The organism is Mesorhizobium sp. WSM4810, from assembly GCF_055811235.1.
Genome location: NZ_JBVVQV010000019.1, coordinates 112,247 through 130,277, shown reverse-complemented (window position 1 = coordinate 130,277; position 18,031 = coordinate 112,247). Strand labels below are relative to the sequence as shown.

General features: G+C 64.0%; 15 protein-coding genes. 8 read left to right on the top strand and 7 right to left on the bottom strand.

Features of this window, described 5'->3' with window-relative positions; translation table 11 throughout:
* Positions 1-204: 204 nt before the first annotated feature.
* Positions 205-2,010, bottom strand: coding sequence for an IlvD/Edd family dehydratase (locus AC0L3O_RS24450; protein ID WP_128174072.1), 1,806 nt, complete (start codon positions 2,008-2,010; stop codon positions 205-207).
* Between the two features lie 157 nt (positions 2,011-2,167).
* Here AC0L3O_RS24450 and AC0L3O_RS24445 point away from each other — a divergent pair, with 157 nt between their 5' ends.
* Positions 2,168-2,629 carry an SRPBCC family protein gene (locus tag AC0L3O_RS24445; protein ID WP_473536475.1) on the top strand — a complete coding sequence of 154 codons (462 nt, stop codon included), beginning with the start codon at positions 2,168-2,170 and terminating at the stop codon, positions 2,627-2,629.
* A 140-nt stretch (positions 2,630-2,769) separates the two neighbouring features.
* On the opposite strand, the gene AC0L3O_RS24440 is transcribed toward AC0L3O_RS24445, so the two are convergent.
* Complete coding sequence (locus tag AC0L3O_RS24440) at positions 2,770-3,963, bottom strand: Mrp/NBP35 family ATP-binding protein (protein WP_473616843.1); 1,194 nt, start codon at positions 3,961-3,963, stop codon at positions 2,770-2,772.
* A gap of 236 nt (positions 3,964-4,199) precedes the next feature.
* Between AC0L3O_RS24440 and AC0L3O_RS24435 the strand changes: the two genes are divergently transcribed.
* From AC0L3O_RS24435 to AC0L3O_RS24405, 7 genes are all read left to right on the top strand, one after another.
* Entirely contained in the window at positions 4,200-4,577 is a 378-nt protein-coding gene (locus tag AC0L3O_RS24435; RefSeq protein WP_023802882.1) for a VOC family protein, read from the top strand.
* A 97-nt stretch (positions 4,578-4,674) separates the two neighbouring features.
* Positions 4,675-5,574, top strand: a complete 900-nt coding sequence (locus tag AC0L3O_RS24430; protein WP_473515072.1) for a LysR family transcriptional regulator — start codon at positions 4,675-4,677, stop codon at positions 5,572-5,574.
* Between the two features lie 131 nt (positions 5,575-5,705).
* A complete protein-coding gene (locus tag AC0L3O_RS24425; protein WP_473616841.1) occupies positions 5,706-6,185 on the top strand; it encodes a formate dehydrogenase subunit gamma in 480 nt (159 codons plus the stop codon).
* A complete protein-coding gene (locus tag AC0L3O_RS24420; RefSeq protein WP_473616840.1) occupies positions 6,182-7,741 on the top strand; it encodes a formate dehydrogenase beta subunit in 1,560 nt (519 codons plus the stop codon). Before AC0L3O_RS24425 ends, AC0L3O_RS24420 begins: the two co-directional genes overlap by 4 nt.
* A 10-nt stretch (positions 7,742-7,751) precedes the next feature.
* Entirely contained in the window at positions 7,752-10,628 is a 2,877-nt protein-coding gene (gene fdhF / locus AC0L3O_RS24415; protein ID WP_473616838.1) for a formate dehydrogenase subunit alpha, read from the top strand.
* Positions 10,629-10,904: 276 nt separating this feature from the next.
* Positions 10,905-11,732: a formate dehydrogenase accessory sulfurtransferase FdhD gene (gene fdhD, locus AC0L3O_RS24410; protein ID WP_473616850.1), complete on the top strand. Its 828-nt coding sequence runs from the start codon at positions 10,905-10,907 to the stop codon at positions 11,730-11,732.
* Positions 11,722-12,063 carry a formate dehydrogenase subunit delta gene (locus AC0L3O_RS24405; RefSeq protein WP_473616837.1) on the top strand — a complete coding sequence of 114 codons (342 nt, stop codon included), beginning with the start codon at positions 11,722-11,724 and terminating at the stop codon, positions 12,061-12,063. The genes fdhD and AC0L3O_RS24405 overlap by 11 nt, the downstream gene beginning before the upstream one ends.
* 91 nt (positions 12,064-12,154) lie before the next feature.
* Here the strand turns inward: AC0L3O_RS24405 and AC0L3O_RS24400 are convergent, their stop codons facing one another.
* The 5 genes from AC0L3O_RS24400 to AC0L3O_RS24380 all read right to left on the bottom strand — a co-directional run bounded on the left by AC0L3O_RS24400 (position 12,155) and on the right by AC0L3O_RS24380 (position 17,972).
* Positions 12,155-13,582: a gamma-aminobutyraldehyde dehydrogenase gene (locus tag AC0L3O_RS24400; protein ID WP_287194517.1), complete on the bottom strand. Its 1,428-nt coding sequence runs from the start codon at positions 13,580-13,582 to the stop codon at positions 12,155-12,157.
* Between the two features lie 29 nt (positions 13,583-13,611).
* Positions 13,612-14,427 (bottom strand): ABC transporter permease, encoded by an 816-nt coding sequence (locus tag AC0L3O_RS24395; RefSeq protein ID WP_473616836.1) that lies wholly within the window; start codon positions 14,425-14,427, stop codon positions 13,612-13,614.
* Positions 14,417-15,382: an ABC transporter permease gene (locus AC0L3O_RS24390; protein ID WP_128174075.1), complete on the bottom strand. Its 966-nt coding sequence runs from the start codon at positions 15,380-15,382 to the stop codon at positions 14,417-14,419. Before AC0L3O_RS24390 ends, AC0L3O_RS24395 begins: the two co-directional genes overlap by 11 nt.
* 253 nt (positions 15,383-15,635) lie before the next feature.
* Complete coding sequence (locus AC0L3O_RS24385; protein WP_023802871.1) at positions 15,636-16,634, bottom strand: ABC transporter ATP-binding protein; 999 nt, start codon at positions 16,632-16,634, stop codon at positions 15,636-15,638.
* Between the two features lie 186 nt (positions 16,635-16,820).
* Positions 16,821-17,972: an ABC transporter substrate-binding protein gene (locus AC0L3O_RS24380; protein WP_473616834.1), complete on the bottom strand. Its 1,152-nt coding sequence runs from the start codon at positions 17,970-17,972 to the stop codon at positions 16,821-16,823.
* Positions 17,973-18,031 lie beyond the last annotated feature (59 nt).

Genomic DNA, 18,031 nt, shown 5'->3' with positions numbered 1-18,031 from the left:
AATCATCTCCCTCTCTTCCTTGCCCACGGAATCACCAATCCGATTCTGTGCAAAGCCCTCCTTGTGGGAGAAGGTGGATCGGCGCGCAGCGACGAGCCGGATGAGGGGTGCTGGACGGAGTGCGTCGGTGCCAAGCTGGAGCACCCCTCATCCGTCGCCTTCGGCGACACCTCCCACAAGGGGAGAAGGCAAAAAAAGACGCGTTCAGTGATTGTCCCGCGGCACGCCTGCGGTGTGCGCCACATCCTGGTATTTCACCGCGGGCTTCAGCACCATTCCTTCGGAGAACTGGTCGACCATGCCGCGCTGGATCTCCTGCCATGGGGTCTGGTGCTTGGGGTAGCGATAGCCGCCACTGTTCTGCAGCTCGGCGCGCCGGCGCGTAATCTCGTCATCGGTGACGAGAATGTCGGCAGTGCCCTTGCGCAGGTCGATGCGGACGCGGTCGCCGGTCTTCAACAGCGCCAGCCCGCCGCCTATGGCGGCTTCGGGCGAGGCGTTGAGGATCGACGGCGAGCCCGACGTGCCTGACTGGCGGCCGTCGCCGATGCAGGCCAGCGCATGGATGCCCTTCTTGATGAGATGGGCCGGCGGCTGCATGTTGACGACTTCGGCGCCGCCGGGATAACCGATCGGGCCGGCGCCACGCATGAACAGGATGGTGTGCTCGTCGATGCCTTGCGCCGGGTCGTCGATGCGGGCGTGGTAGTCCTCTGGCCCGTCGAAGACCATGGCGTTGCCCTCGAAGGCCTCGGGGTCGTTCGGGTTCGACAGATAGCGCTCGCGGAATTCGGGCGAGATGCCGCTGGTCTTCATGATCGCCGAATCGAACAGATTACCCCTAAGATTGATGAAACCGGCATTGTCCTTCAGCGGCTCGGCGACGGTGCGGATAACATCGAGATTCTCGTTGACGGCCGCGCTGCAATTGGCGCCGATCGTCTTGCCGTTGACCGTCATGGCGTCGGGATGAGGCAACAGCCCGGCCTTCATCAGTTCGGCCACCACCGCCGGCACACCGCCGGCATGGTGATAGTCCTCGCCGAGATACTCGCCCGACGGCTGCAGGTTGACAATGAGCGGTATCTGGAGGCCGACCGTCTGCCAATCGTCATTGTCGAGCGGCACGCCGAGATGGCGGGCGATGGCGTTGAGGTGGATCGGCGCGTTGGTCGAGCCGCCGATGGCCGAGTTGACGACGATGGCGTTCTCGAAGGCCTGGCGGGTCATGACGTCTGAGGGTTTCAAGTCCTCATGCACCATGTCGACGATGCGCTTTCCCGTCTCATAGGCGATCTGGCCGCGCTCGCGGTAGGGCGCCGGAATGGCGGCCGAGCCCGGCAGCTGCATGCCGAGGGCCTCGGCCAGCGAGTTCATGGTGGTGGCGGTGCCCATGGTGTTGCAATAGCCGGTGGACGGCGCCGAAGAGGCGACGATGTCCATGAACTCGTCATAGCCGATCTCGCCGGCCGACAGGCGCTGGCGCGATTCCCAGACGATGGTGCCGGAGCCGGTGCGCTTGCCCTTGTGCCAGCCGTTGAGCATCGGGCCGACCGACAGCGCGATAGCCGGAATGTTGACGGTGGCGGCGGCCATCAGCAGGGCCGGCGTCGTCTTGTCGCAGCCGATGGTGAGCACGACGCCGTCGAGCGGATAGCCGTAGAGCACCTCGACCAGGCCGAGATAGGCGAGGTTGCGGTCGAGTGCGGCGGTCGGGCGTTTGCCCGTCTCCTGGATCGGGTGGCACGGGAACTCGAAAGGGATGCCGCCCATCGAGACGATGCCCTCACGCACGCGCTTGGCCAGTTCGAGATGATGGCGGTTGCAGGGCGACAGATCCGAGCCGGTCTGGGCGATGCCGATCAGCGGCTTGCCCGACATCAGTTCGGCACGCGTCAGCCCGTAATTCAGGTAGCGCTCGAGGTAAAGCGCCGTCATCCCCGGATTGTCCGGATTGTCGAACCACTCCTGCGAGCGAAATTTCTTTTTCTGCGTGGGGGCGCCGGCCATCATGGTCTCCGTATTTGTATGACAAATCGATATGACAACGCGCGAGAGCAGGCAAGAGGCACGCGCCATCCGATTCCGGACTTTGGTGCGATAGACATGTGTTTACCCCCACGCTAGACCGGATCGGGGTTTGTCAATTCGTATCCGGGAGATTTTGATGGCTTTGGTTATCGAAGGCGAGGAACGCATCGCCGCACCCTTGCAAAAGGTGTGGGAGGCGCTGAACGACCCGGACGTTCTGAGGCAGACCATTCCGGGCTGCCAGAGCCTCGAAAAGAAGTCGGACACCGAGATGGCGGCGACCGTGGTGGTCAAGATCGGCCCGATCAAGGCGACGTTCAAAGGCGAGGTGACGCTCAGGAATCTCAACCCGCCGCATTCCTACACCATCCAGGGCGAGGGCAAGGGCGGCATCGCCGGCTTCGCCAAAGGCGGCGCCGATGTGACGCTGACCGCCGATGGCCCGGAGGCGACGATTCTCAGATATGCGGCCAAGGCCGATGTCGGCGGCAAGATCGCCCAGCTCGGCAGCCGTCTGATCGAATCGACATCGAAGAAACTGGCCGGACAGTTTTTTTCGAGCTTTGGCGACAAGGTGGGCGGCTCCCCTCGCCCTTGAGGGGAGGGTGCCGCGCGAAGCGGGCGGGAGGGGTCGCCTCAACCGCCTCGACCTACAACTGGCGTTGACCAAGAAAGGTGGAGTGCGTCGCCACCGACCCCACCCGGCCCTGCGGGCCACCCTCCCCTCAAGGGGGAGGATCACTCAAACACGATGTTCGGCACGGCGGCTTCGGCCGCGCCGCGTTCTTCCTTGACCCTGCCCCAGACGTTCGCGGCGATGTCGCGGTAGATCTTGGCCTCGGCGCTGTCGGGCTTGGAGACCACCACCGGCGTGCCGGCATCCGAGCTTTCGCGGATGCCCATTTCGAGCGGCACTTCGCCGAGGAAGGAGACGCCGAGACGCTCGGCCTCGCGGCGCGCGCCGCCATGGCCGAAGATGTCGTAGCGCTTGCCGGTGTCGGGGGCGAGGAAATAGCTCATATTCTCGACGATGCCCAACACCGGCACGTCGACCTTCCTGAACATGTTGAGGCCTTTTCGCGCATCGATCAGGGCCAGATCCTGCGGCGTCGAGACGATGACGGCGCCGGCCAGCGGCACCTGCTGGGCCATGGTCAGCTGCGCGTCGCCGGTGCCGGGCGGCATGTCGACGACGAGCACGTCGAGCGGACCCCATTCGACCTCGCGCAACATTTGCGTCAATGCCGACATCACCATCGGCCCGCGCCAGATCATTGGCGTCTCCTCATCGACGAGGAAGCCCATCGACATCACCTTCAGGCCGTAATTCTCCATCGGCTTCAGGACCTTGCCGTCGACCGTCTGCGGCCGGCCATGGATGTTGAGCAGCCGCGGCATCGACGGGCCGTAGATGTCGGCGTCGAGCACGCCGACCCTCAGGCCGTTGGCGGCGAGGCCAAGCGCGATATTGACGGCAGTGGTCGACTTGCCGACGCCGCCCTTGCCGGAAGCGACAGCGATGATCGCCTCGATGCCGGGCACGCCGCGCTTGCCCTGACTGTGCGAGGCCGGAGCGTGCGGAGCCGGACGCGGCGCGGCAGCGGGTGCGGCCGGCGGTACGGGCCTGGTGGCAGGCCTTTGCGGAACCGGAGCCTCCATGCCGCCACCCTTCTTTTCCGCCGTCAGGGCGACCACGGCGCCGGCGACACCCGGGATCGCCTTGACGACACGCTCGGCGGCGGCACGCAGCGGCTCCATCTCCTGGGCCCGGGCAGCCGGCACGGTGATCGAAAAGAAAACCTTGGCATCGGCAATGAAAATCTCGGAGACCATGCCGAGGTCGACGATGTTGCCGGTGAAGTCCGGTCCGTTGACCGTCTTCAGGCGCTCGATGACGATTTCCTCGGTGACGTTTTCCTGGACGGCGGGCATCAGCTTTTCCTCTGCTTTTACGCCTGAGATAGTGCAGTTCCCGAACAGAACCAAGCGGCGGAACGACACGCACGGGCGTGGCTGCAAAGACTTGCGTCCGTTTGTCGGTCTTGCAGAGGACGAAACGTCTTTAGGGAAGAAGCACGCCGATCGCACAGGCTGCGTCGCCTGAAGACGAAGCAGCCCTATCTTTGCAGGCTTCGGACGTGCTCGCTCGCAAGCAAAGGAGACCAATCATGCTCGCAAACAGCAACGCAACGGCCAATCTCGCGGTGAAGGACCTGGCCAAGGCCAAGGCCTTCTATGAAGACGTTCTGGGGCTGACGGAGGTTCACAACGAGGGTGGCGAACTGATCGTCTACAAATGCGGCGACACCAGCATCAATGTCTATCGCTCGCAATTCGCCGGAACCAACAAGGCGACGGCGGTGACCTGGATGGTCGGCGACGAGATCGACACCATCGTCAAGGCGCTGAAATCGAAAGGCGTTGTCTTCGAGCACTACGAGATGCCGGGCCTGAAGCTGGAAGGCGACATCCATGTCGGCTACGGCATGAAGGTCGCATGGTTCAAGGATCCTGACGGCAACATTCTGAACTTGGTCGACAGCTAGGCCTGGACGGCGGCGAAGCTTCGGCCGCAATGAGGATTCGCCAAGCAAAAACAGCATGCATCTGGCGCAGCCTCACTCGGCCGGGTAGCGTCCGCTCATGATCGACAAGCTGGAATTCTTCATCGCGCTGGCCAGGGAGGAGCATTTCGGCCGGGCGGCGGAGGTGTGCGGCGTCACCCAGCCGACGCTTTCGGCCGGCATCAAGCAGCTGGAGGGCCAGCTCGGCGTGATGCTGGTTCTGCGCGGCTCGCGCTTCCAGGGGCTGACGCCGGAGGGAGAACAGGTGCTGGCGTGGGCGCGCCGCATCGTCGGCGATACCCGCACCATGCGCGAAGAGATGCGGGCGGCGCGTCACGGCCTTTCGGGGCGCATCCGCATCGCCGCCATTCCGACGGCGCTGGCCATGGTGGCGCGGCTGACGACACCCTTTCGGACAAAACATCCCGGCGTCACCTTCTCGGTGCTGTCGCGCACCTCGATCGAGGTGCTGTCGCTGCTCGGCAATTTCGACATCGACGCCGGCATCACCTATCTCGACAACGAGCCGCTGGGGCGGGTGACCAGCGTGCCGCTCTATGACGAGCGCTATCAGCTGATCACCGCGATCGGAAACCCCTATTCCGACCGCGACAAAGTGACATGGGCGGAGCTCAGCCAGCTGCCGCTCTGCCTGTTGACGCCGGACATGCAGAACCGCCGCATCATCGACCAGCATTTGGCCGAAGCCGGCACGCAGGTGCGGCCGACACTCGAATCCAATTCGATGATCGTGCTGTTCTCGCATATCCGTACCGGAAAATGGTCGTCGATCATGCCGCTCAACCTCTCGGAAACATTCGGCTTTTCCGAGCCGATCCGGGCCATTCCGATCGTCGAGCCGGACGCCAGCCACACTGTCGGGCTGGTGGCGACGCTGCGCGAGCCGCACACCCCGCTGGTCTCGGCGCTGCTGGACGAGGCAATGGCGCTGGCAGACGATTTCCGCGCCCGCCACTGAGCTAGAGATTGCAGGCTGGACGGCAGCGATAGAAGATTTCTATCGAGCAACGGATCAGCTTTATTGATTTAGCGGGTTTCCTCCGATTTCCTAGGCACTTAGCGGATTACTACGACCAGGGAGGGCGCTGCATGATCATGCAGCCTGCAAGTACCGAGATCGCGTCGCGCACGGCGGCGATCGTCCAGGAGCTGAAGGGCCTCGAAGGCCCGCTGTTGCCGATCCTCCACGGCATCCAGGAAGAGTTCGGCCATGTGCCGCAGGACGCGCTGCCTATCATCGCCGAGGCGCTGAACATCTCCAAGGCGGAGGTGCACGGCGTCGTCACCTTTTACCACGATTACCGCAGCCGCCCGGCCGGCCGGCATGTGCTGAAGCTCTGCCAGGCCGAAGCCTGCCAGTCGATGGGCTCGGACGCGATTGCCGCCAAGCTCAAGCAATTGCTGGGCATCGGCTTCCACGAGACGGCCCGCGACGGTTCGGTGACGCTGGAGCCGGTCTATTGCCTCGGCCTTTGCGCCTGCGCGCCATCGGCGATGCTGGACGGCGAGGTGATCGGCCGGCTCGATGACGAAAAACTCGACGAGATCGTTGCCGAGGTGCGGTTATGACCCCGCGCATCTATATTCCCGGCGATTCCGGCGCGCTGGCGCTCGGTGCGGAAAAGGTTGCCAGGGCGATTGAGAAGGAATTGGCCGATCGCGGCATCGAGGCCAAGATCGTGCGCAACGGCTCGCGCGGCGCCTATTTCCTCGAGCCGATGGTCGAAGTGGCAACGGCAGACAAGGGCCGCGTCGCCTACGGGCCGGTGAAGCCTTCCGATGTCAAAGGCCTGTTCGACAGCGGCTTTCTCACCGGCGGTCACCACAAGCGCTGGCTGGGCGCGCCCGACAAGATCCCGTTCCTGGCCAGGCAGACGCGCCTGACCTTCGCGCGCTGCGGCGTCATCAATCCGCTGTCGCTTGATCACTACAAGGCGCATGGCGGACTGAAGGGCCTGCAGAACGCCGTGGCGATGGCTCCGGCCGACATCGTCAAGCAGGTCACCGAGTCGGGCCTGCGGGGTCGCGGCGGCGCCGGCTTCCCGACCGGCATCAAGTGGAAGACGGTGCTCGATACGACCGCCGACAAAAAGTACATCGTCTGCAACGCCGACGAGGGCGACAGCGCCACCTTCGCCGACCGCATGATCATGGAGGGCGATCCCTTCGTGCTGGTCGAGGGAATGGCAATCGCCGGTGTCGCCACCGGCGCGACCAAGGGTTTTGTCTACATCCGCTCGGAATATCCGCATGCGGTGGCGATGATGCAGAACGCGGTCGAGATCGCCCGCAAGGCCGGCCTGCTCGGCGTCAACGTGCTGGGCTCGCCCAACGCCTTCGACATGGAAATCCGCGTCGGCGCCGGCGCCTATGTCTGCGGCGAGGAAACCTCGCTGCTCAACAGCCTCGAAGGCAAGCGCGGCGTCGTTCGCGCCAAGCCGCCACTGCCGGCCATCCAGGGCCTGTTCGGCAAGCCGACGGTGATCAACAACGTCATCTCGCTGGCCTCGGTGCCTGTCATCATGGACAAGGGTGCTGCCTTCTACAAGGATTTCGGAATGGGCCGCTCGCGCGGCACCATTCCGATCCAGATCGCCGGCAATGTCAGATATGGCGGCCTGTTCGAGGCGGCGTTCGGCATGACGCTTGGCGAGATCGTCGACGACATCGGCGGCGGCACGGCGACCGGACGTCCGGTCAAGGCGGTGCAGGTCGGCGGGCCGCTCGGCGCTTATTTTCCGCGCAGCCTGTTCGACACGCCGTTCGACTACGAAGCCTTCGCCGCCAAGGACGGGCTGATCGGCCATGCCGGCATCACCGTGTTCGATGACACCGCCGACATGCTGAAGCAGGCGCGCTTCGCCATGGAGTTCTGCGCCATCGAGAGCTGCGGCAAGTGCACGCCCTGCCGCATCGGCTCGACACGCGGCGTCGAGACGATCGACAAGATCGCCAGGGGTAGCGAGCCGGAAAAGCAGATCGAGCTGGTGACGGACCTCTGTAACACGATGAAGTTCGGTTCGCTCTGCGCGCTGGGTGGCTTCACGCCTTATCCGGTGATGAGCGCAATCAACCACTTCCGCGAAGATTTCAAGCCGGCGCCAGTCGCCGAAGCAGCAGAATAGGAACCTCGCGATGGGTCTCATTCAGGAAATCGACTACGGCACGCCGGCCTCGACGTCCGAGAAGCAGGTGACGCTGACCGTCGACGGCTTCACCGTCACCGTGCCGGAAGGCACATCCATCATGCGCGCCTCGATGGAGGCCGGCATTGCCATCCCGAAACTTTGCGCCACCGATATGGTCGACGCCTTCGGCTCCTGCCGGCTCTGCCTGGTCGAGATCGACGGCCGCAACGGCACGCCCTCCTCCTGCACGACGCCGGTGGCGCCGGGCATGGTCGTGCACACCCAGACCGGTCGGCTGAAGGACATCCGCCGCGGCGTGATGGAGCTCTACATCTCCGACCATCCGCTCGACTGCCTGACCTGTGCGGCCAATGGCGACTGCGAATTGCAGACGCAGGCCGGCGTCGTCGGCCTGCGCGACGTGCGCTACGGCTATGAGGGCGACAACCACGTCTTCAAGAAGAACGACGGCGCCGAAAACTTCAAATGGATGGCGAAGGACGAGTCCAACCCATACTTCACCTATGATCCATCGAAATGCATCGTCTGCTCGCGCTGTGTGCGCGCCTGCGAGGAGGTGCAAGGCACATTCGCGCTGACCATCGAGGGCCGCGGCTTCGAAAGCCGTGTGTCGCCCGGCATGCACCAGCTTTTCATCGACAGCGAGTGCGTGTCCTGCGGCGCCTGTGTGCAGGCCTGCCCGACGGCGACGCTTTCCGAGAAATCGGTGATCAAGATCGGCCAGCCCGAGCATTCGGTCGTCACCACCTGCGCCTATTGCGGCGTCGGCTGCTCGTTCAAGGCCGAAATGCGCGGCGACGAGCTGGTGCGCATGGTGCCGTACAAGGACGGCAAGGCGAACCGTGGCCATAGCTGCGTCAAGGGCCGTTTTGCCTACGGCTACTCGACCCACAAGGAGCGCATCCTCAATCCGATGATCCGCGAAAAGGTCACCGATCCATGGCGCGAGGTGTCGTGGGAGGAAGCGCTGACCCACACCGCCAACGAGTTCCGCCGCATCCAGTACCAGTATGGCCGCACCTCGATCGGCGGCATCACCTCGTCGCGCTGCACGAATGAGGAAACCTATCTGGTGCAGAAGCTGATCCGCCAGGGTTTCCGCAACAACAATGTCGATACCTGCGCCCGCGTCTGCCATTCGCCGACCGGCTATGGCCTTGGCCAGACTTTCGGCACCTCGGCAGGCACGCAGGATTTCGACTCGATCGAGCAGACCGATGTGGTGATGATCATCGGCGCCAATCCGACCGACGCACATCCGGTGTTTGCTTCGCGCATGAAGAAGCGGTTGCGCAAGGGCGCCAAGCTGATTGTGCTCGACCCGCGCCGCACCGACATCGTGCGCTCGGCTCATATCGAGGCGCAGCATCATCTGCCGCTGAAGCCGGGCACCAATGTCGCCGTGGTCACCGCGCTTGCCCATATCATCGTCACCGAAGGCCTGTTCGACGAGGCCTTCATCCGCGAACGCTGCGACTGGGACGAGTTCCAGGATTGGGCGTCGTTCGTGGCGCTACCGGAAAACAGCCCTGAGGTGGTCGGCCAGCTCGCCAATGTCGATCCTGAAGAGATCCGCAGCGCCGCAAGGCTGTTTGCCGCCGGCGGCAATGGCGCGACCTATTACGGCCTCGGCGTGACCGAGCACAGCCAGGGCTCGACCACCGTCATCGCCATCGCCAATCTCGCCATGGCGACCGGCAATATCGGCCGGCCGGGCGTCGGCGTGAACCCGCTGCGCGGCCAGAACAATGTCCAGGGCTCTTGCGACATGGGCTCGTTCCCGCATGAGCTGCCCGGCTATCGCCACGTCTCCGGCGACGCGGTACGCGATATCTATGAAAGCCTGTGGGGGGTCAAACTCGACGACGAGCCCGGCCTGCGCATCCCCAACATGCTGGACGCCGCCGTCGACGGCTCGTTCAAGGGCCTCTATGTGCAGGGCGAGGACATTTTGCAGTCGGATCCCGACACCAAGCATGTCGCCGCAGGCCTTGCGGCCATGGAATGCGTGGTCGTCCACGATCTCTTCCTCAACGAGACCGCCAACTACGCGCATGTCTTCCTGCCCGGCTCGACCTTCCTCGAAAAGGACGGCACCTTCACCAATGCCGAGCGCCGCATCAACCGCGTGCGCAAGGTGATGGCGCCGCGCAACGGCTTTGCCGACTGGGAAGTGACGCAGAAGCTCGCACAGGCGATGGGGCTTGCCTGGAATTACCAGCATCCGTCCGAAATCATGGACGAGATTGCGAAGACGACGCCGAGCTTCGCCAAGGTTTCCTACGGTTATCTGGAAAGGATGGGCTCGGTGCAGTGGCCGTGCAACGAGCAGGCGCCGGAAGGCACGCCGATCATGCATATCAGCGGCTTCGTGCGCGGCAAGGGCAAGTTCATCCGCACCGAATATGTGGCGACCGACGAGAGGACGGGACCGCGCTTCCCGCTGCTGCTGACCACCGGCCGCATCCTATCGCAGTACAATGTCGGCGCGCAGACCAGGCGTACCGACAATGTCATGTGGCACAGCGAGGACCGTCTCGAGATCCACCCGCATGACGCCGAAAACCGAGGTTTGCGCGACGGCGACTGGGTCCGCCTGACCAGCCGCTCCGGCGAGACGACGCTGCGCGCGCTGATCACCGACAAGGTGTCGCCTGGCGTGGTCTATACGACGTTCCACCACCCCGACACGCAGGCCAACGTCATCACCACCGACTTCTCCGACTGGGCGACCAACTGCCCGGAATACAAGGTGACGGCGGTGCAGGTCGGCGCGTCCAACGGGCCGTCGGGATGGCAGCTCGACTATGACGAGCAGGCCCGCAACAGCCGTCGCATCGCGACGCTGGAAGCAGCGGAGTAATCGTGCCGAGGCATTCGACCGAAAGCGCTTCAATCTTGACGGTTGGTCGACCCCCACTCCGTCGAGCTTCGCTCGACACCTCTCCCCCGATCGACGGGGGAGAGGAAAGCGCGCGAACTCCAGGCTCCCTTCCTCTCCCTCCGGAGGGGGGAGAGGTCGCGCTGCGAAGCAGCGACGGAGTGGGGGATGGCCTGGGAGAGCAACTGCCAATTGAAGCAAGAAGCCTTCGACGCTTCCCAAGTAAAATGGCCGGCAGGCCAAAGGGGGTGCCGCGTGATGCCTAAACGTTGCGCTATCACACAAATCTCCCGCCTCGCGCACCGCGCCGGCGGCAGTGCGGCCGCCAACCGGATGGTGCCGGAAGAGACGCCGGTGGCGTTCTCCTTTGCCGGCACCACTCACGCGGTGATGATGGCAAGTCCGGCCGATTTCGAGGATTTCGCGCTCGGCTTCGCGCTGACCGAAGGCATTGTCGCCGACGGCCGGGAAATCGAGGCGATCGAGGTTGAGGATCACGGCGCCGGCATCGACATCCAGATCAGGCTGAAGGACCAGGCCAATACGCGCTTCGAGGCGCGGCGCCGACGGCTGGCCGGCCCGGTCGGCTGCGGGCTGTGCGGCATCGAGTCGATCGAGGAGGCGATGCGCTCGGTCGAGGCGGTCGGTTCGTCAAGACTTACACTTGACACCGACGACATCGTCCGTTCGGTCAGGCTTTTGTCGAAAGCGCAGCCGCTGCATGCCGAGACCGGTGCGGTCCATGCCGCCGGTTTTTATATCCCGGGCAAGGGCATCGTCATGGCGCGCGAGGATGTCGGCCGCCACAATGCGCTCGACAAGCTGGCCGGGGCGCTCGCCAAAGCCGGCATCGATGGCTCCTTGGGTGCTGTCGTGGTGACATCGCGCGTTTCGGTCGAGATGGTGCAGAAGACGACGGCGATCGGCGCTGCGTTCATCATTGCCGTTTCGGCGCCGACGGCACTTGCCATCCGCACAGCCGGGGACGCCGGCATGACGCTGGTGGCTTTGGTGCGCGGCGATGAATTCGATATTTTCACCCACCCCGAGAGGGTGGCTTCCGGAGTTGCCAAGCATGTCGCATGACGAAGGCCACATCATGAGCACCAGCGAAAAGCTGGTCCGCATGGCCAACCAGATTGCCGCCTTTTTTCACTCCAAGCCGCGCGAGGAAGGCATTGCCGGCGTCGCCGAGCACATCAACAAGTTCTGGGAGCCGAGGATGCGGCGGCAATTGTTCGAGATGCTGGACAACGGCGGCGAAGGCTTCAACGAGCTTGTCGTGGCCGCCTCGGCAAGGATCAAGCGGCCGGCCGCACCGGAAGCAGCGGGCTTAGGCCCCGGGGCCGTCGTTCCGGGCGGCAAAGGCCTTGGGGCCGGTGAGTCGAAAGCCGGGATCGCCGCTTCGCCGAAGTAGGCCCCGCAGATTATATTCCCATCCTCTAAAGTTTGATCTGCCGCAAGCGACGCGCCTCTCCCACAAGGGGAGAGGCAAAGGCAAAAAGGCGCTACCCGTGCGCAACCATCACATGGCGGACGGCGGTATAATCCTCCAGCGCATAGAGCGACATGTCCTTGCCGTAGCCGGACTGCTTCAGCCCGCCATGCGGCATCTCGTTGGTCAGCATGAAGTGGGTGTTGATCCAGGTGCAGCCATATTGCAGCCGGGCGGCCGTCGCCATGGCGCGCGAGACATCCTTGGTCCACACCGAGGACGCAAGGCCATAGTCGCTGTCATTGGCCCAGTTCACCGCCTCGTCGACCTCGGCAAAGCGGGTGACGGAGACAACCGGCCCGAACACTTCGCGGCGCACGATCTCGTCCTCCTGCAGCGCGCCGGCGACGACGGTCGGCTGGTAGAAGAAGCCGGAGCCCTCGCCCGGCTTGCCGCCGGTGGTGATCTCGATGTGCTTCAGCTCCGAGGCGCGCTCGACGAAGCTCGAGACGCGGTCGCGCTGGCGGCGTGAGATGAGCGGCCCGATCTCGTTTTCGGTGTCGTCGGGGCAGTTGTATTTGATGGTCGAGACGGCGGAGGAAAGGTCGGCGACGAGCTTGTCGTAGATCTTCTTGCCGGCATAGATGCGGCAGGCGGCGGTGCAGTCCTGGCCGGCATTGTAATAGCCGAAGGCGCGCAGGCCGTTGACCACCGCGCCGAGATCGGCGTCGTCGAAGACGATGACCGGAGCCTTGCCGCCTAGTTCGAGATGCGTGCGCTTGACCGATTTGGCGGCGGCCTGCAGCACCTTCTTGCCGGTGGCGACATCGCCGGTGATCGAGATCATGTTGATTTTCGGGTGGTTGATCAGCGTGTTGCCGACGCTGTCGCCTCTGCCGAGCACGACGTTGACGACGCCCTCGGGCAGTATCTCGGCAAGGATTTTTGCCAGCTTCAGCGCCGTCAGCGGCGTCTGCTCGGACGGCTTGAAGACGACCGTGTTGCCGCCGGCAATCGCCGGCGCCAGCTTCCAGGCCATCATCATCAGTGGGTAGTTCCACGGCGCGATCGAGGCGACGACGCCGATGGCGTCGCGGCGGACCATCGAAGTGTGGCCGGGAATGTATTCACCGGCGACCTGGCCGGGCATCGAGCGGACAGCGCCGGCAAAGAAACGGTAGCAGTCGACGATCGCCGGGATTTCGTCGTTGAGCACGGCATTGATCGGCTTGCCGCAATTGAGCGCCTCGAGGGCGGCGAAATCTTGTGCCGCGGCCTCGATGCGATCGGCGATCTTCAGGAGATAACCGGCGCGCTGCGCCGGCGTGGTGCGTGACCAGGTGACGAAGGCCTTTTCGGCCGCCAGCACCGCCGCCTCGATCTGCGCCTGGCTGGCTTCAGGCAGGTTGAGGATAGTCGCCCCGGTCTTTGGATTGAGGATCGGCTCCTCGGTCTCGGTGCCCTTCTCGAATTTCGAGCCGATCAGCATCTTTGTGTCCATGGCAGTCTCTCCCTTATGGATTCTTGACGTCATTTGCCCGAACCGGCGATCTGGTCGCCGTCGCGGGTCAGGTAATAGGCGACGAGGATGGGCAGCAGCGTCACCAGCACGACGACCATGGCCACGACATTGGTGACCGGGCGCTGGCGCGGACGGATCAATTCCTCCAGCATCCAGATCGGCAGCGTCTGCTGCTGGCCGGCGGTGAAGGTGGTGACGATGACCTCGTCGAACGACAGCGCAAAGGCAAGCATGCCGCCGGCCAGCAGCGCGGTGGCGATGTTGGGCAGCACGACATGCCGAAACGTCTGGAAGCCGTCGGCGCCGAGGTCCATCGACGCCTCGATCATCGAGCCGGAGGTGCGGCGAAAGCGGGCGACGGCGTTGTTGTAGACGACGACGACACAGAAGGTGGCGTGGCCGAGCACGATCGTCCAGAACGAGAACGGAATCTCGGCCAGCGAAAAGGCCGAACGCAGCGCGATGCCGGTGATGATGCCGGGCAGCGCGATCGGCAGGATGACCAGCAGCGAGATGGTTTCGCGGCCAAAGAACCGTGTTCGCGAAACGGCGGCCGCGCAGAGCGTGCCGAGGACCAGGGCGACGAGTGTCGAGATGGCGGCGACACGGACCGACAGCGACAGCGCTTCCCACACGTCGGGGCGGTTCCAGGTGACGGCGAACCATTGCGTGGTCAGCCCCGGCGGCGGCCAGGCGAAGCTCTTTTCCTCTGTCGTGAAGGCATAGACGAAGATCAGGAAGATCGGCAGATGCAGGAACAGCAGGCCGTAGGCGGCGGCGACCTTTAAGCCGAGAGGGGCGGTTGGTGAACCATCAGAGCGCATCGAAGGCCCCCATGCGCTTGGCGCCCCAGAGGTAGAAGCCCATGATGACGATCGGCACCACGGTGAAGGCGGCGGCGAGCGGGATGTTGCCGGCGGTGCCCTGCTGCGAATAGACGGCCTGGCCGATGAACAGCCGCGAGGTGCCGATGATCTGCGGGATGATGTAGTCGCCGAGCGTCAGTGAGAATGTGAAGATCGAGCCGGCGACGATACCCGGCAGCGCCAGCGGGAACAGCACGTTGCGGAAGGTCTGGCCGGGCGAGGCGCCGAGATCGGACGAGGCCTCGACCAGATTGCCCGGCACGCGCTCAAGCGCCGCCTGCACCGGCAGGATCATGAACGGCAGCCAGACGTAGACGAAGACGATGAAGGTGCCGGTGGACGACACCGACAGCGAGTTGCCGCCGACGACCGGCAGCGACAGCCAGCCATCGAGCAGCCATAGCAGATGCAGCTTGGCGAGCAGCCAGGTGAGAATGCCTTCCTTGGCGAGAATGAGCTTCCAGGCGTAGATCTTGACCAGATAGCTCGACCACAGCGGCAGCATCACGCCGAGATAGAACAGCGCCTTCCAGCGGCCGCGCGCATAGCGGGCCGCGTAATAGGCGATGGGAAAGGCGATGGTCGCCGAGGCGAGCGTGACCAGGGCCGCCATCGTCACCGTGCGCAGGATGATGTCGAGATTGGCGGCCTGCAGCAGGTCGCCATAGGTCTTCAGCGTGAACTGCCGGTTGATGAGGCCGGAGAATTCGTCGATCGAGAAAAAACTCTGCAAGAGCAGCGCGAACAGCGAGCCGACATAGACGATGCCAAGCCACAGCACCGGCGGCAGCAGCATCAACAGCAGCAGCAGCTTCGGCTTGCGCCAGAACAAGTCGGACAGGGCGCCGCGCACGCCGCCGCTTCCCGGCAGGATGGCGGGAGCGGGATTGGAGTTGAGCGCGGCGATTGTCATGACTCCGCTCTGTCTTGGCGGAGGATATTTGGGAGGCCGCGATCCTTCGCGCCCCCCTTTGTCCTGCCGGACATCTCCCCCACTTGGGGGGAGATCGGCAGCTTCGCCGGCGGCGCCTCTTCTGCAACGTTGGTGACTGGCGAAAGCGGTTGCAACAGCCGATCTCCCCCCTCGTGGGGGAGATGTCCGGCAGGACAGAGGGGGGCGCCGTAGAGCGTCTTGCCTCGGCTAGCCACAATTGCCGACAGCGCCATCATCCCGGCTCGTCCATCAGATGCAAATGCTCGCGGTTGAAGGTGAGCACGACCGCCTCGCCTTCCCTGGGCAATTTCGCACCGGCCGGCACAATGGCATGCAATCTCAACCCGTCGGCGTCGAGCGCCAGTCTGGTCGTGGCGCCGAGATAATTGGTCGAGACGAGACGGGCGGCAACGCCGTCGCCCTTCGCCGCCCGGCCGATGCGAATGGATTCAGGGCGCAGGCTGCCCCAGCGATGCTGGCCGGAATAGCGCTGAACGAAATCCGGCGGCAGCACATTGGACGAGCCGACGAAATCGGCGACGAAGCGCGTCCTCGGCCGCTGGTAGATGTCCTCCGGCGTGCCGATCTGCATGATCTTGCCGTCGTTGAAGACGGCAACGCGGTCGGCCATCGACAGCGCCTCGCCCTGGTCGTGGGTGACGAAGACGAAGGTGATGCCGAGCGCCTTTTGCAGCGACTTCAGCTCCTCCTGCATGTTCTCGCGGAGCTTGAGGTCGAGCGCGCCAAGCGGCTCGTCGAGCAGAAGCACCTTCGGCTGGTTGACCAGCGCGCGGGCGAGCGCGACGCGCTGGCGCTGTCCGCCGGAAAGCTGGCTCGGGCGGCGGGCGCCGTAGCCGGGAAGCCGGACCAGCGACAATGCTTCCTCGGCCGCCTTCTGCCGTTCGGGCTTGCCGACACCCTTGACCATCAGCCCGTAGGCGACGTTTTCGAGCACGTTCAGATGCGGGAACAGCGCATAGTCCTGAAACACGGTGTTGACGTTTCGGCGATAGGGCGGAACGCCTTCGGCGCGTTCGCCGAAGATGGAGATCGAGCCCGATGTCGGCTGCTCAAAGCCGGCGATCAAGCGCAGGCAGGTCGTCTTGCCGGAACCCGAAGGTCCAAGCATGGCGAAGAACTCGCCCGGCACGATGTCGAGATCGACCATGTCGACGGCGCGCACGGTGCCGAAATGGCGCGAGACTTTTTGGAAGGAAACGGCTGATGTCATGGAGCTGTCCTGATCTGCCAGGCTCGTCAATTCAGACGACAGCGCTGCCCCTCATCCGCCTGCCGGCCTTCTGCCCGTATAGAGACGGGAGAAGGGGCTAGCCGCAACGGTCGCGATCCCCTCTCCCCGTTGTTCACGGGGAGAGGGTAAGGGGCAGCGCCAACTTGCGAGCAATGCGAAACGAACTCACCGTCCGCCGATGACGCCGATATAGTCCGACACCCAGCGATAGTAAGGCACGCACTGGTCCTGGGTGGCGCATTTCGATACCGGCGTCTTCCAGAACTTGATCTTTTCGAAATTGTCGTAGCCGTTGGTCTTGCAGCCTTCGTCGCCGAGCAATTCGTTGCCCTTGCAGGCAGCCGGCACCACCGGCAGCGAACCGAACCAGGCGGAGACATCGCCCTGCACTTTCGGTGACAGCGAGTGCTCCATCCACACATAGGCGCAGTTCGGGTGGGCTGCGTCGGCTGCCAGCATGGTCGTGTCGGCCCAGCCGGTCACGCCTTCCTGGGGGATGGTCGAAGCGACCGGCTTCTTGGCAGCAACCAGTGTGTTGACCTGATAGGGCCATGAACCGGAGGCAACGACGCCTTCGTTCTGGAAGTCGTCGACCTGGATGGCGGCGTCATGCCAGTAGCGTCCGACCAGCGTGCGCTGGACGCGCAGCAGATCGAGGGCGGCCTTGTACTGATCTTCGGTCAGCTCGTAGGGATCCTTGATGCCGAGCTCCGGCTTGTGGGACATCAGATAGTTGGCCGCATCGGCGATGTGGATCGGCCCGTCATAGGCCTGGACGCGGCCCTTGTTCGACTTGCCGTCGGGCAAGGTCATCTCCTCGAAGACGACGTTCCAGCTCTTCGGCGCTTCCTTGAACACCTCGGTGTTGTACATCAGCACGTTCGGCCCCCACTGGTAGGGGGCGCCGTAGTGGACGCCGCCGACCGTGAACCACGGCGCATCCTTCAGCCGGTCGTCGACCGTGTTCCAGCTCGGGATGAGATCAGTGTTGATCGGCTGGACCCGCTTACCGGCGACAAGGCGCAACGACGCGTCGCCCGAGGCAGTAACAAGGTCGAAGCCGCCCTCATTCATCAGCGCGACCATCTCGTCGGAGGTGTTGGCGGTCTTGATATTGACCTTGCAGCCTGTGGTCTTCTCGAAAGACGTGACCCAATCATAGTTCTTGTCGGTTTCGCCGCGTTCGATGTAGCCGGGCCAGGCGACAATATTGACCTGGCCTTCGCCCTTGCCAAGTTCCTTAACCTGGGCGATCGCCTGGCCGGAGAAGGCCAGCGCGACCGTCAATGCAGTGCATGACTTCAGGAATGAATTCATCGTCGATCTCCCATCTGAGGGGCCGCACTCTCGCGGCGGCTTGGTCCCTGGTTGTCAAA